Origin of the sequence: Serratia sp. Z4, from assembly GCF_009900725.1 — a bacterium.
GTDB lineage: Bacteria > Pseudomonadota > Gammaproteobacteria > Enterobacterales > Enterobacteriaceae > Serratia > Serratia nematodiphila.
On sequence record NZ_JAAABD010000006.1, the window covers coordinates 58,905 to 71,333 of the forward strand.

13 protein-coding genes, 1 pseudogene and 1 riboswitch are annotated in these 12,429 nt (G+C 63.5%); of the genes and pseudogenes, 9 read left to right on the forward strand and 5 right to left on the reverse strand.

Annotated features, from left to right (window positions below):
• The first annotated feature begins 32 nt into the window (after positions 1 to 32).
• Entirely contained in the window at positions 33 to 806 is a 774-nt protein-coding gene (locus tag GT753_RS19415; RefSeq protein ID WP_160125858.1) for a DNA-binding transcriptional repressor, read from the forward strand.
• Positions 799 to 1,770: an arabinose-5-phosphate isomerase GutQ gene (gene gutQ / locus GT753_RS19420; RefSeq protein WP_049278613.1), complete on the forward strand. Its 972-nt coding sequence runs from the start codon at positions 799 to 801 to the stop codon at positions 1,768 to 1,770. The genes GT753_RS19415 and gutQ overlap by 8 nt, the downstream gene beginning before the upstream one ends.
• A gap of 39 nt (positions 1,771 to 1,809) precedes the next feature.
• On the opposite strand, the gene GT753_RS19425 is transcribed toward gutQ, so the two are convergent.
• From GT753_RS19425 to GT753_RS19440, 4 genes are all read right to left on the reverse strand, one after another.
• Complete coding sequence (locus GT753_RS19425) at positions 1,810 to 2,268, reverse strand: inhibitor of vertebrate lysozyme family protein (protein ID WP_033644072.1); 459 nt, start codon at positions 2,266 to 2,268, stop codon at positions 1,810 to 1,812.
• Between the two features lie 84 nt (positions 2,269 to 2,352).
• Positions 2,353 to 3,153 (reverse strand): bifunctional hydroxymethylpyrimidine kinase/phosphomethylpyrimidine kinase, encoded by an 801-nt coding sequence (gene thiD, locus GT753_RS19430; RefSeq protein ID WP_015378754.1) that lies wholly within the window; start codon positions 3,151 to 3,153, stop codon positions 2,353 to 2,355.
• Positions 3,153 to 3,944, reverse strand: coding sequence for a hydroxyethylthiazole kinase (thiM, locus tag GT753_RS19435; RefSeq protein ID WP_015378755.1), 792 nt, complete (start codon positions 3,942 to 3,944; stop codon positions 3,153 to 3,155). The genes thiD and thiM overlap by 1 nt, the downstream gene beginning before the upstream one ends.
• 35 nt (positions 3,945 to 3,979) lie before the next feature.
• Positions 3,980 to 4,076, reverse strand: a riboswitch (TPP riboswitch).
• Positions 4,077 to 4,167: 91 nt separating this feature from the next.
• A complete protein-coding gene (locus tag GT753_RS19440) occupies positions 4,168 to 4,782 on the reverse strand; it encodes a TetR/AcrR family transcriptional regulator (RefSeq protein WP_004941499.1) in 615 nt (204 codons plus the stop codon).
• Positions 4,783 to 4,999: 217 nt separating this feature from the next.
• On the opposite strand from GT753_RS19440, the gene GT753_RS19445 reads away from it, so the two are divergent.
• The 4 genes from GT753_RS19445 to GT753_RS19460 all read left to right on the forward strand — a co-directional run bounded on the left by GT753_RS19445 (position 5,000) and on the right by GT753_RS19460 (position 8,776).
• Positions 5,000 to 5,263 carry a YtcA family lipoprotein gene (locus tag GT753_RS19445; protein ID WP_004941494.1) on the forward strand — a complete coding sequence of 88 codons (264 nt, stop codon included), beginning with the start codon at positions 5,000 to 5,002 and terminating at the stop codon, positions 5,261 to 5,263.
• A 10-nt stretch (positions 5,264 to 5,273) separates the two neighbouring features.
• The gene (gene mdtN, locus GT753_RS19450; protein ID WP_015378757.1) at positions 5,274 to 6,311 is read left to right on the forward strand and encodes a multidrug transporter subunit MdtN; all 1,038 of its coding nucleotides are present in this window, start codon (positions 5,274 to 5,276) and stop codon (positions 6,309 to 6,311) included.
• 4 nt (positions 6,312 to 6,315) lie between these two features.
• Entirely contained in the window at positions 6,316 to 8,280 is a 1,965-nt protein-coding gene (locus GT753_RS19455; protein ID WP_160125859.1) for an FUSC family protein, read from the forward strand.
• Positions 8,281 to 8,350: 70 nt separating this feature from the next.
• Positions 8,351 to 8,776 carry a GNAT family N-acetyltransferase gene (locus GT753_RS19460; RefSeq protein WP_160125860.1) on the forward strand — a complete coding sequence of 142 codons (426 nt, stop codon included), beginning with the start codon at positions 8,351 to 8,353 and terminating at the stop codon, positions 8,774 to 8,776.
• On the opposite strand, the gene GT753_RS19465 is transcribed toward GT753_RS19460, so the two are convergent.
• Complete coding sequence (locus GT753_RS19465; protein ID WP_160125861.1) at positions 8,773 to 9,996, reverse strand: MFS transporter; 1,224 nt, start codon at positions 9,994 to 9,996, stop codon at positions 8,773 to 8,775. The genes GT753_RS19460 and GT753_RS19465 overlap by 4 nt on opposite strands.
• Before the next feature lie 95 nt (positions 9,997 to 10,091).
• On the opposite strand from GT753_RS19465, the pseudogene GT753_RS25985 reads away from it, so the two are divergent.
• The 3 genes and pseudogenes from GT753_RS25985 to rluF form a co-directional block, all read left to right on the forward strand.
• Positions 10,092 to 10,529: pseudogene (locus GT753_RS25985) on the forward strand (winged helix-turn-helix transcriptional regulator); the annotation flags it as partial.
• A 42-nt stretch (positions 10,530 to 10,571) separates the two neighbouring features.
• On the forward strand, positions 10,572 to 11,375 hold the full coding sequence (locus GT753_RS25990) for an aminoglycoside nucleotidyltransferase ANT9 (protein WP_041922362.1): 804 nt from the start codon (positions 10,572 to 10,574) through the stop codon (positions 11,373 to 11,375).
• 125 nt (positions 11,376 to 11,500) lie between these two features.
• Positions 11,501 to 12,370: a 23S rRNA pseudouridine(2604) synthase RluF gene (rluF, locus tag GT753_RS19475; protein WP_021504493.1), complete on the forward strand. Its 870-nt coding sequence runs from the start codon at positions 11,501 to 11,503 to the stop codon at positions 12,368 to 12,370.
• Positions 12,371 to 12,429 lie beyond the last annotated feature (59 nt).

The window sequence follows — 12,429 nt, forward strand, 5'->3', positions numbered from 1 at the left end:
GAAATGCCCAACTCTTGTGAACGGGAATCGCGATGAAACCAAAGCAGCGGCAGTCCGCTATCCTTGAATATCTGCAGCGGCATGGCAAAACGGCAGTGGACGCCCTGGCCGAGCATTTCTCCACTACCGGCACCACCATCCGCAAGGATCTCACCCTGCTGGAAGAAGAAGGCGAGGTGATCCGCACCTACGGCGGCGTGGTGCTCAGCCGCGACGACGGCGATCAGCCGATCGACCGCAAAACCCATATCAACACCGAGAAAAAACGCCAGATCGCCAGCGCCGCCGTGGCGCTGATCGCCGACGGCGACTCGCTGATCTTCGACGCCGGCAGCACGGTGCTGCAGATGGTGCCGCACCTGGCACAGTTCAACAACATCACGGTGATGACCAACAGCCTGACCATCGTCAACGCGCTGGTGGAGCTGGACAACGATCAGACCATCCTGATGCCCGGCGGCACCTACCGCAAAAAATCGGCCTCGTTCCACGGCAGCCTGGCGGAATCGGCGTTTCAGCAATTCAGCTTCGACAAGCTGTTTATCGGCGCGGACGGCGTCGATCTCAACGCCGGCGTCACCACCTTCAACGAAGTGCACAACGTCAGCAAGGCGATGTGCGAAGCCGCCGGCCGCATTATTCTGTTGGTAGACTCCTCGAAATTCGGCCGCAAGAGCCCGAACGTGGTGTGCGAGCTCAGCGCCGTCGACACGCTGATCACCGACCGAGACATCAACCCCGATTATCTCGCCGCCCTGCAGGCGAAAGGCATCAATATCCTTCTGGTAGGAGACCCCGATGAGTAACGCCAACGCCCTGCTCGCCTTTGCCCGCGAAACGCTGGAGATCGAGCTGACCGAAGCGCAGCGCCTGCTGGCGCGCCTGGATGACAACTTCGTCTGCGCCTGCGAGCTGCTGCTGAACTGCCGCGGCAAAGCGGTGATTTCCGGCATCGGCAAGTCCGGCCATATCGGCAAGAAGATCGCCGCGTCGCTGGCCAGCACCGGCACGCCGTCGTTCTTCGTGCATCCGGCGGAGGCGCTGCACGGCGATCTCGGCATGATCGGCGCCGATGACGTGGTGGTGTTCATCTCCTATTCCGGCCGCGCCAAAGAGCTGGATCTGATCCTGCCGCTGCTGGCGGAGAACGGCATTCCGGTGATCGCCATCACCGGTGGCAAAGAGTCGCCGCTGGCGCAGGCTGCGGCCTGCGTACTGGATATCGGCGTTGAGCGCGAAGCCTGCCCGATGGGGCTGGCGCCGACCTCCAGCGCGGTCAACACCCTGATGATGGGCGACGCCCTGGCGATGGCGCTGATGCGCCAGCGCGGTTTCAATGCGGAAGACTTCGCCCGCTCGCACCCGGGCGGCAGCCTGGGGGCGCGCCTGTTGAACCGCGTGCATCACCTGATGCGCACCGGCGATCGCCTGCCGCGCGTGAGCGAAAGCGCCAACGTGATGGAAGCGATGCTGGAACTGAGCCGCACCGGGCTCGGGTTGGTGGCGGTGTGCGACGCGCAGCAGCGGGTAGTGGGCGTGTTTACCGACGGCGACCTGCGCCGCTGGCTGGTGAAGGGCAACAGCCTGCAGGATCCGCTCAGCCCGGCGATCACCCGCCCCGGCTATCGGCTGCCGGAGCAGTGGCGCGCCGGCGAAGCGCTGGAAGCGCTGCACGAACAGCACATCAGCGCGGCCCCGGTGGTCAACATGGACGGCGTGCTGGTGGGGGCGCTCAACCTGCACGATCTGCATCAGGCCGGCATCGGCTGATCAACGCCGGGGGCGGCATCGTCAGCGCCCCCGGTCAGATCATTTCCAGTCGGGATTGTTCTCGAACTGCTGCTTAAGCAGCGCTTTCATGTCGTCATCCGGCTTGCCGAGCCACTGGTACTTGGCGTATTTCTTCGGATGATCGACGGCTTCCGGCCGATCTTCCACTTCCACCCGCACGCCCCAGGCCTGGGATTTGTCCGCGCTGAACGCCACGATCAAAAAGTTGTTGCCGCAGTCGTGCGGCTTGCACAGGTTGCCGACCAGATACTCTTTGCCCTTCCAGCTCAAGTTTTGCGCCGGCGTAGAGGTGCCGACGCCCTTGCGCGCCCAGCCCGGCATCCGCGCCTGGCCTTTGACCATGTTTTGCCAGCTGGCCTGATACCCCGGCTGCTGAATCAAATCCGATGTGGTGACGATCTGCTGGGCAAAGCTGCCCGCGCTGAAGCTGAGCAGTGCGCCGAAGAGGGCGCAACGCAGCGCCTGGTGTCCCGTCATAGTCCTTCTCCCTAGGTTAAATCAGGTTTCGCCCATAAAACCGGGCCTGAACTAGTCAGACCACGGTTGCGGCAAAAAGTTGACTCACCACCAGGCGTGAAAATGATGCACCGGCCCGATGCCGTGCCCCACTTCCAGCGTATCCGCCTGTTGCAGCGCTTGTTGCAGGTAGTCCTTGGCGGCGGCCACCGTGGCCGCCCAGTCGGCATGGCGCGGGCGCAGCGCCGCCAGCGCGGCCGAGAGCGTGCAGCCGGTGCCGTGGGTGTGGCGGGTGGCGACGCGCGGCGCGGTAAAACGCTGCTCGCCTTCGACGGTGAACAGCCAGTCCGGGCTCTCGCTTTCGCTCAGGTGGCCGCCCTTCATCAGCACCGCCCGGCAGCCCATCGCCAGCAGCGCCCGCCCCTGCTCGCGCATCTGCGCTTCATCTTCCGCCGGCGGGCACGCCAGCAGCGCCGCCGCTTCCGGCAGGTTCGGCGTAATGATCGACACCAGCGGCAACAGCTCGCGCCGGATAGACTCTACCGCCTCCGGCGCCAACAGCGGATCACCGCTTTTCGCCAGCATCACGGTGTCCAGCACCACGAATTCCGGCCGGTAATGGCGCAGCCGTTCGGCCACCGCCTGCACGATGTCGGCGTTGGCCAGCATGCCGATCTTGACGCTGTCGATGCGCACGTCGCTGAACACCGAGTCCAGCTGCGCGGCGACGAACGCCGGATCGATGTAATACACCGACTGCACGCCGCGGGTATTCTGCGCCACCAGCGCGGTGATCACCGAAGTGCCGTAGGCGCCAAGCGCCGAGAAGGCCTTCAAATCGGCCTGAATGCCGGCGCCGCCGCTGGGATCGGTGCCGGCGATGGTCAGCGCGTTAATACGTTTCATCACAGATCCTCCCCGCGCAGTTGATACAGGGCGTCGAGGAACGCCGGCGTAAAGCTGCCCGGCCCGGCGGCCTGCCTGGCCGCGAGGCCGCCGCAGTGTGACATCACCCGACAGGCGGTCGCCACGTTGTCCAGGCGATCGCCCGGCAGGGCGCAAAACGCCGCCGCCACCGCCGACAGCGCGCAGCCGGTGCCCACCACCCGCGTCATCAGCGGGGAGCCGCCTTCGATCGCCCAGTCGCGTTGGCCGTCGGTGACGTAATCCACCGCGCCGGTGACCGCCACCACCGCGCCGCTGCGCCGCGCCAGCTCACGCGCGGCGGGCAATGCCGCCAAGGAATCGTCGCCGCTGTCCACGCCGCGGCCGCTGGCCAGCAACCCGTTGAGCGCCATGATTTCCGAGGCGTTGCCGCGTATCGCCGCCGGTTGCTCGTCCAGCAGCTGTTTAGCGAAGGCGGTGCGGTAGGAGAGCGCGCCGACCGCCACCGGATCCAGCGTCCAGGGCTTGCCGGCCTGATTGGCGGCGGCCACCGCCGCCCGCATCGATTCGGCGCGCAGCGCATTGAGGGTGCCGACGTTGATCAGCAGGCCGTCGGCCAGCGCGCTGAACTGCGCCGCCTCTTGCGGCTCCACCACCATCGCCGGGGAGGCGCCGAGCGCCAGCAGCACGTTGGCAGTCAGCGATTGCACCACTTCGTTGGTCAGGCAGTGGATCAGCGGAGGCCGCTGTTGGAATTGGGTCAGGCAGGCCGCGGCGCGGGCGCCGGGTAGTGCATCAGGTCGAGCGATCATATTCCTCCCAACCGGCGTTCAAGAAGGCGGCGCCGGTTGAGCGGCCGTGACTTCCCTACGCTGGCATTATCCAGATCAGGTAATACGGGTATTTCTCAGCCTTCACGCAGAAGGGCACCCCGAGTCATGAAAATCAATAGGTTGTGATCAACGTTGCGTTAATCCCTGCAGGGGATCATGCCAGCGGCGGCGCGGACAAACAAGCGATTAAATTGGCTCGCGCCTAAGCGATGCTTCCCTCTTTTCCCGCCAGATACAGGCTCAGCACGCCGGGCAGCTCCGCCAGGGTAAACGCCACGTTCTGCGGCGCCGTTTTGAAGATGTGGTGCAAGGTGCCGGCCACCAGGCTTTGCAACAGCCGGGTTTGCTGCAGGATCTCCGCTTCGGCGGTCTCGGGGCGGCGCAGCTGCAGCACTCGGGCGATCAGCGCCAGGAAGCTGGACTTTTCATCCGGCAGGTTCATTTCCCGCATCACCGGCAGGTAGTCGGCGTGCTCGCGCAGGTACTGCGCATAGGGAGAAAACAGTCGCTGGATCACCTCTTCAGCGGAGAGGCGCCTCCACTCGTCGTCGCTGGCCAACGCCATGTCGCGCACCAGCGCCTCGATCGATTCGGTGTGCCGATCCGCCAGCGCCTTGATCACCGCGTGGCGATCGGGAAAAAAGTGATACATCGAGCCGATGGAGGTTTTGGCGTGCTTGGCGAGCCGCTGCATGCTGAGCGCCGCCAGCCCGTCCTGCGCCACGATCGCCGCCGCCGAATCCAGAATGGTTTGTACGCGTTGCCGCCCTCTTTCCTGCTGCGGCTCCCGCCCGGTGATGTGTTCGTCGATTTGCATATTCGTTTCTGCCCGCTGTCATCAACGCATTATACCCATTTGCCGCCGCGAAGGCAGGGTGACACAAAAAACTAGATTAACTCCTCTAGTTTAGAGTAGAGTATTTATTCTAGTTTCTCCTTGCGCAAGCGTGAGGAAGACAAACAGTGACCTCACTCACTGAAAAAGAGTCATTCCATTCGGCCCGTCGACCAAGCCAATCGCCAGAGAAAGCCCTATGCCCGACAAAAAACTGCTTATCACCTGCCTGACCGCGCTGCTGCTCACCGGGTGCTCACCGGCACCGTCCATGGTGGTGTTCGGCGCTTCATTCCCCGACTGGCTGTTTTGCCTGTGCGGCGGCGTGGCGGGCATGGTGGCGATCCACCTGCTGCTGCGCACCCCGGAAAAACGCGCCTGGCTGGCGCCGCAGCTGCTGACGTATCCGGCGCTGACCGCGCTGATCGCCATGCTGACCTGGTTACTGGTTTTCCCCCACTGAGACTGACGCCATGACCCAACCACAAACCTCTAACAAGCGCAGACTGCTGGTGCTTACCATCCTGGCGTTGACGCTCATCGTGGCCGCCGTCGTCGTCTGGCGGGTGGAAAACGCCCCCACTACCGACGATGCCTACGCCTATGCCGACACCATCGACGTAGTGCCGGAGGTGAACGGCCGCATCGTCGAGATGCCGATCCGCGACAACCAGGAAGTGCGGCAAGGCGATCTGCTGTTCCGCATCGATCCGCGCCCTTACCAGGACGCGCTGGCGGCCAGCGAAGCGCGCCTGATCACGCTGAATGAACAGATCAAACTGACGCAGCGTTCGGTCAACGCGCAGCAGTACAACGCCGAATCGATGAACGCCATCGTCAAACGCTCGCAGGCGCTGGTGGCGCAGGCGACCGACACCCTCAACCGCCGGCAGAAGCTGCTCGGCAAGAACTACGTTTCGGCGGAAGAAGTGGAAACCGCCCGCACCTCCCAGCGCTCGGCGCAGGCGGAACTGCAGGCCGCATTGCTGCAGGCGAAACAGGCGGAAGCCGCCGTCAGCGGCGTCGAAGCCCTGGTCGCGCAGCGCGCCGAAGTGCAGGCCGACATCGCCATCGCCAAGCTGAATCTGGAATTTACCGAGGTGCGAGCGCCGTTCGACGGCCGCATCGCCTCCCTGAAAACCACCGTCGGCCAATATGCCTCCAGCGCCAAACCGGTGTTCACGCTGATCGACACCCGCCACTGGTACGTGGTCGCCAACTTCCGCGAAACCGATCTGAAAGGCGTGCATCCCGGCGTGCCGGCCACGCTGTATTTAATGAGCGACGCCGGCCAGACCTTCAGCGGCAAGGTAGAGTCGGTCAGCTACGGCGTGCAGCCCGACGACGGCGGCAGCGTGCTGGGCGGGCTGCCCAACGTGTCGCGCAACATCAACTGGGTGCACGTTTCTCAGCGCTTCCCGGTCAAGATCGCGGTAGAGGCTCCCAACCCGGCGCTGTTCCGCGTGGGCGCTTCGGCGGTGGCCAAGCTGAACCTGCGCCATGAAGAATAAAACGATGTCTCGCGGCTGGCTGTCCCGGTTGATCGACGAGCTGCGCCCTTCGGACAGCCGCATAAACCTGGTGATCCGCGCCCTGCTCTCCAGCGCGATCGCCATCGTGATCTCGCAGACGCTGCAGGTACCGTGGCTGGCGCTGTCGCTGATCGCGGTCTTCTTTATCACGCAGTCCAATATCGTGATCACCCGCGCGATCGGTATCCTGTTTTTCGTCAGCTCCACGCTGGCGATCGGCGCCGCTATTCTGGTGCTGAAGTTCACCTACGACTACCCGATGCTGCGCATCTTGCTCTCCAGCGCGCTGTTTTTCCTCAGCGTGTTCCTGATGCGGGTGACCAAGGTTGGGGTGCTGTTCTTCCTGATGGCGCTGGTGGTGATCTACACGCAAAGCTTTGTCGATCTCACTCCGCAGGCGGAAGTGGTGATACGGCTGGTGCTGTGGGTATGGGTGGCGATCAACTACGCCATCCTGCTCACCCTGATCGTTAATACCCTGCTGCTGCCGGCCGAACCGCTGAAACAGCTAAAGGGTCGGATGAACGCGGTGTTGGACGAAACCCGCGCTATGTTGACCAACGGCGGCGAGACGCGCGATCTGAGCGCCATCTCCCAGCACGCCACCGAGCTGCATAAGCTGCTGCGCTTTTCGGTGATGCGCAGCGATCGCTGCCGCGCCAACGAGCCCGGTTATCTGGCGCTGATCACCCTGGTGTTGCAGCTCAATATCCTGGCCTACCAGCTGCCGCCGGCTTTCGGCGCGGCCGCGCGTCAATTGGCGCAAGAGATAGATGCCGCCTGCCGCGCACTGCAAACCGCGATAAGCCACGAAAGCGCACTGCGATTTTCCGTCGCGATCGCCGGCAGCGACGATCCGCAGGTGCCAGCGCCGCTCAATGAAATGGCCAGCCTCCTGCAGGTCTACGCCAACCGCAGCGACTACGCCGACGCCCTGCAGGCCGCGCCGCCGCCGAAAGTGCCCTTCTTTACCCCCGACGCCCTGACCAACCCGGTTTACATCCAGTTTTCGTTGAAAACGCTGCTGACCGTACTGGTCGCCTACGTGTTTTATACCGCCGTCGATTGGTCCGGCATTCATACCATCATGCTGAGCTGCCTGATCGTGGCGCAGCCCAGCCTCGGCGCCACACAGCGGCGGGCGCGGCTGCGTCTCGGCGGCGCGGCGATCGGCAGCCTGCTGGCGCTGATCTCGGTGGTGTGGATCATGCCTCACCTCGACAGCCTCGTCGGCTTGCTGCTGCTGACGCTGCCGGTGATCGCCCTCTCCGCCTGGATCGCCGCCGGCTCCGAGAAAATAAGCTATGCCGGGGTACAGATCCTGTTCACCTTTTCCCTGGCGCTGCTGGAAAGCTTCGGCCCGGTCACCGGGCTGACCGAGATCCGCGATCGCCTGATCGGCATCGTGCTGGGGGTAGGGTTCGCCACCTTCATTCACGCCACGCTGTGGCCGGAATACGAAGGGGAGTCACTGCGGCAGCAGGTTGCCAACGTGCTGCGGGAACTGTCGCGCTTCCTCGGCGGCGAGAACACAAACGCCATCGGCATCTGGCAAAAGATCGAGGGCTGCGAAGCGGTAGTGGCCCGGGTGACGCTGGAGCCAACCTGGCAGCTGGCGGACGATAACCATGAAAGCTTCACCCGGCATATCCAACTGATCTTTAACCAGACGCGCAGCCTGTTGCTGACCAGCGAAAAGCTCAACACCTATCTGGCAGGCAGTGGCGCGGCGCTGTCCGCGCAGGAACGCCAGGCGCTGTTCGAGGTGCAACGTCAGGGCGGGCGCGTTCTCGCCGAGTATGCGGCGCAGCTTTCCCGTGCGCCGCAAGCGTTGCGGGCGCCCGACTTTCATCCACCGTTGGCCGCCCTGCACGCCGACACCGTGCGCCACCTGGCTCAGGAGCTGAGCGACGGGGTCAATCGCCTGCCCGCCTGGGGCGACGCCTAGCATTTTCCGTTTGCGGCCATGCACGCCCGGCGCCATGCGCTATAGTGAGCAAAAACCACCGGGAGATGCCATGCAAATAAGACCTTACCAAGAGGCCGATCGCCCCTTCCTGCGCACGCTGTACCTGGCGTCGCGCAAGGCGGCGTTCGGTTGGCGCGATACCTCGAACTATCAGTTGGAAGATTTCGACCGCGCGACGCTGGGCGAAGCGATTTGGGTGGCGGAAGACGGCGGCGTGCTGCTGGGATTCGTCTCCGTCTACCGCGAAGACAACTTCATTCATAACCTGTATGTCGAGCCCCATCAGCCGCCGCGCGGCGTCGGCAGTGCGCTGCTGCAAGCGGCGCAAGCCACCTTCACCGCCACCGGCTCGCTGAAATGCCTGGTGAAGAATGAAAAGGCGCTGACGTTCTACCGCAAACACGGCTGGCGCATCATCTCCACCGGCAACGACGGCGAAGAAGATTATTACCTGATGCACTCACCGGCACGCTAGCTCTTACCCGCCGCATCCGGCATCCCGCGCAGCGTCAGCCGCCAAAACAGCAGCGCGCTCAGGCTGACGCCTGCCCCCAGCCAGCAGACGCCGCTCCACCCCGCCCAGGCGTACATATGGGTGCCGGCAAAGGCGCCCAGCCCGCTGCCGACGGCGTAAAACAGCATGTAGCAGCCCACCAGCCGGCTATGCGACTGCGGGTGGGCGCTGAAGATCATGCTCTGGTTCAGCACGTGGATCGCCTGGCCCGCCAGATCCAGCAGCACAATGCCCGCCACCAGCCAAACCAGGCCGCTGCCGAGCAAACCGAGCGGCAGCCAGGCCAGCGTCAACAGCAGCAGACACGCGCCGCTGGCCGCCTGCCCCAGCCCGCGATCCGCCAGATGCCCGGCGCGCACCGCCGCCAGCGCGCCCACCGCGCCGACCAGGCCGAACGCTCCCACCGCGGCATGGGTGAAGTTGAACGGCGGCCGGCTCAGCGGCAACACCAGCGAACTCCAAAAGAGGCTGAAAGCGCCGAACATCAGCAGCGCCAACATGCCGCGAATTTGCAGCGTGCGGTCACGCCGCAACAGGCTCAGCATTGAACGCAGCAGCGCGGGATAACTCAGCGTGCTGGGCGCGGTGCGCGGCGCAGGAAGCAGGCGCGACAGGATCGGCAGCAATACCAGCGTCACTCCGGCTGAGAAGAAGTACACCGTGCGCCAGCCGCCGACGTCCGCCAGCGCGCCGGAGAGAGTGCGCGCCAGCAACAGCCCCAGCACCACCCCGCCCTGCGCCGCGCCGACCACCCGCCCGCGCTCCTGCGGCGCCGCCAGGGCCGCGGCGAATGCGATCAGCCCCTGCGTCATGGCGGTGCCCAGTAGCCCCACCAGCAACATCCCCGCCAGCAGCCAGGGCGCGCCGTGCGCCCATCCCACCAGCAGCAGCGCGCCGATCAGCCCCAGCTGTTGCCCCGCCAGCAATCGATGCCGGTTCAACCGATCCCCCAGCGGCACCACCAACAGCAACGCCAGCGCGCAGCCCAACTGAGTCACGGTGATCACCATGCCGACCGCCGCCAGGCTGATGGAAAAATCACGGGCAATGGCGTCCAGCAGCGGCTGCGCATAGTAAACGTTGGCCACGCTAAAGGCGCTGGCACCGGCCAACAGCAGCACCAGGGCGGCCGGCAGGCGCCCCAGCGCCGCACAGGGGGGATCCAGCAGTTTGTCGCTCATCGCACACCTCAATCTGGTTTCATAATTAAACCCAATGAACTTTAGATGCGGAGGTTTTATAATGCAACCAGAATATGTCGCTGGAGATAAACGCCGTGAAACGTAAAAGCCTGGAAGACGCGCCCTGCCCGGTGGCGCGCACGCTGGATGTGATTGGCGACTGGTGGTCGCTGCTGATCGTGCGCGACGCCTTCGACGGCGTCACCCGTTTCAGCGAGTTTCAAAAAGGACTGGGGATGGCGAAGAACATTCTTGCCACCCGGCTGCGCGCCCTGGTGACGCACGGCGTGCTGGAGATCGTGCCCGCCGCGGACGGCAGCGCCTATCAGGAGTATGTGCTGACCGAGAAAGGCCGCGCGCTGTTTCCGGTGATCGTCGGCCTGCGCCAGTGGGGAGAGGATCATTTGTTCGCCGAGGGAGAGGCGCATTCGACGCTGGTGGAAAGCGACAGCGGCCGCCCCGTGCCGCGCCTGACGCCGACCGGCAGCGCCGGGCAGACGCTCACCCCGCTGAATACCCGAGTGGTGAAGGTGGGGGAACGCTTTGAGCCGTCTTTTAACAATCCCCAATTAGCGATAAAAGAAACACTTCCAACCGAAATCGCCGCACAGATCGACGCCGCATGCAACGTGCTGACAGAACAACTCGGCGAGAAACTCTTGGGCATCCATCTGTATGGATCCGCGGTCGATGGCGGTCTTAAACCCAACAGCGATATCGACATCTTGGTCGTCATCAGCAAGCCGCTGATGTCAACCACTCGGGCCGCCCTTATGAAAGCTTTGCTGACCGTGTCGGCTCCGCCAGGTGCCGACAGTATTTTTCGCCCGCTGGAAGTCACCGTGCTGGTACAGACCGACATCAAACCCTGGCGCTATCCGCCACGACGTGAGCTACAGTTTGGCGAATGGCTGCGTGAAGAGTTGCTGGTGGGAATTGTCTCCCCCGCCACCTTGGATCCTGATGTGGCGATCCTGCTTACCAAAGCCCGGCAGCATCATCGACATCTGTTCGGCGCCTCCTTTGAACTCCTGTATGACAGCGTCCCTCGCAGCGACTTCATCGCCGCGCTCACCGATACCCTGAGTCAATGGAACGAGCCTGATGACTGGCATGGCGACGAATGCAACATTGTGCTGGCGCTGGCGCGCATCTGGTTCAGCGCGGCGACCGGTCGGATCGCCCCCAAAGATGTGGCCGCCGAATGGCTGCTGGAACACTTGCCATCTGAACACCAGCCGGTACTCAGCACCGCGCGGCGAATTTATCTCGGACAAGCGATAGATGATCTGCCTCAGCATCAGCAGCCGTTGGCAGCATTCATCGGCTATGCCAAAACGACGATCGCAAGTCTATTGACGACAACAGCATCGCAATAAGACGCAAGCCTGTCGACACCACTTATTGATGCAGGGACGGATTTTGTTCATGGCCGCCGCCCCCTGCATGATTCGCTTCGCAGCGTCATCCGGGTAATGTATAGTCCGCGTTTTACGGAGAACCCATGCTGACTAACTCATCCATTCGTCTGAACAAATACATTAGCGAGAGCGGCATCTGCTCACGCCGCGACGCCGATCGATACATCGAACAGGGCAACGTTTTCATCAACGGTAAACGCGCCACCGTTGGCGCCCAGGTATTTGCCGGCGATGTCGTGAAGGTTAACGGTCAGCTGATCGAACCGCGCAATGAAGAAGATCTGGTGCTGATCGCGCTGAACAAACCGGTCGGCATCGTCACCACCACCGAAGACGGCGAGCGCGACAACATCGCCGACTTCGTCAACCACAGCAAACGCATCTTCCCGATCGGCCGCCTGGACAAGGATTCGCAGGGACTGATCTTTCTGACCAACCACGGTGACCTGGTCAACAAGATCCTGCGCGCCGGCAACAATCACGAGAAAGAGTATCTGGTGACGGTCAACAAACCGGTGACCGACGAGTTTATTCGCGGCATGGGCGCCGGCGTGCCGATGCTGGGCACCGTGACCAAAAAGTGCAAGGTGAAGAAAGAGGCGCCGTTCGTGTTCCGCATCACGCTGGTGCAGGGGCTGAACCGCCAGATCCGCCGCATGTGCGAACACTTCGGCTACGAGGTCACCAAGCTGGAACGCACGCGCATCATGAACGTCAGCCTGAAAGGGTTGCCGCTGGGCGAGTGGCGCGATCTGACCGATGACGAGCTGATTGAACTGTTCAAGCTGATTGAAGGCTCCTCGTCCGAGGCCAAGCCGGCGAAGAAGGCCCCGGCCAAATCCGCTGCGGCGAAAAAGCCGAGCGCCGGCGGGCCGAAAAGCGCCGACAAAGCCGCTGCGCCGGCCGGCCGCAAGCGCTTTACCCAGCCGGGGCGCAAGAAAAAAGGGCGTTAAACGCCTTCCCCCGTTCAGCCCGCCGTTGCGCGGGCTTTTTTATCGTGAAAGTCAGCCAC

Bases quoted from the DNA above. Each gene is read 5' to 3' on its own strand.
- GT753_RS19415 (WP_160125858.1), top strand. From the start codon at position 33: ATGAAACCAAAGCAGCGGCAGTCCGCTATCCTTGAATATCTGCAGCGG.
- gutQ (WP_049278613.1), top strand. From the start codon at position 799: ATGAGTAACGCCAACGCCCTGCTCGCCTTTGCCCGCGAAACGCTGGAG.
- GT753_RS19425 (WP_033644072.1), bottom strand. From the start codon at position 2,268: ATGACGGGACACCAGGCGCTGCGTTGCGCCCTCTTCGGCGCACTGCTC.
- thiD (WP_015378754.1), bottom strand. From the start codon at position 3,153: ATGAAACGTATTAACGCGCTGACCATCGCCGGCACCGATCCCAGCGGC.
- thiM (WP_015378755.1), bottom strand. From the start codon at position 3,944: ATGATCGCTCGACCTGATGCACTACCCGGCGCCCGCGCCGCGGCCTGC.
- GT753_RS19440 (WP_004941499.1), bottom strand. From the start codon at position 4,782: ATGCAAATCGACGAACACATCACCGGGCGGGAGCCGCAGCAGGAAAGA.
- GT753_RS19445 (WP_004941494.1), top strand. From the start codon at position 5,000: ATGCCCGACAAAAAACTGCTTATCACCTGCCTGACCGCGCTGCTGCTC.
- mdtN (WP_015378757.1), top strand. From the start codon at position 5,274: ATGACCCAACCACAAACCTCTAACAAGCGCAGACTGCTGGTGCTTACC.
- GT753_RS19455 (WP_160125859.1), top strand. From the start codon at position 6,316: ATGTCTCGCGGCTGGCTGTCCCGGTTGATCGACGAGCTGCGCCCTTCG.
- GT753_RS19460 (WP_160125860.1), top strand. From the start codon at position 8,351: ATGCAAATAAGACCTTACCAAGAGGCCGATCGCCCCTTCCTGCGCACG.
- GT753_RS19465 (WP_160125861.1), bottom strand. From the start codon at position 9,996: ATGAGCGACAAACTGCTGGATCCCCCCTGTGCGGCGCTGGGGCGCCTG.
- rluF (WP_021504493.1), top strand. From the start codon at position 11,501: ATGCTGACTAACTCATCCATTCGTCTGAACAAATACATTAGCGAGAGC.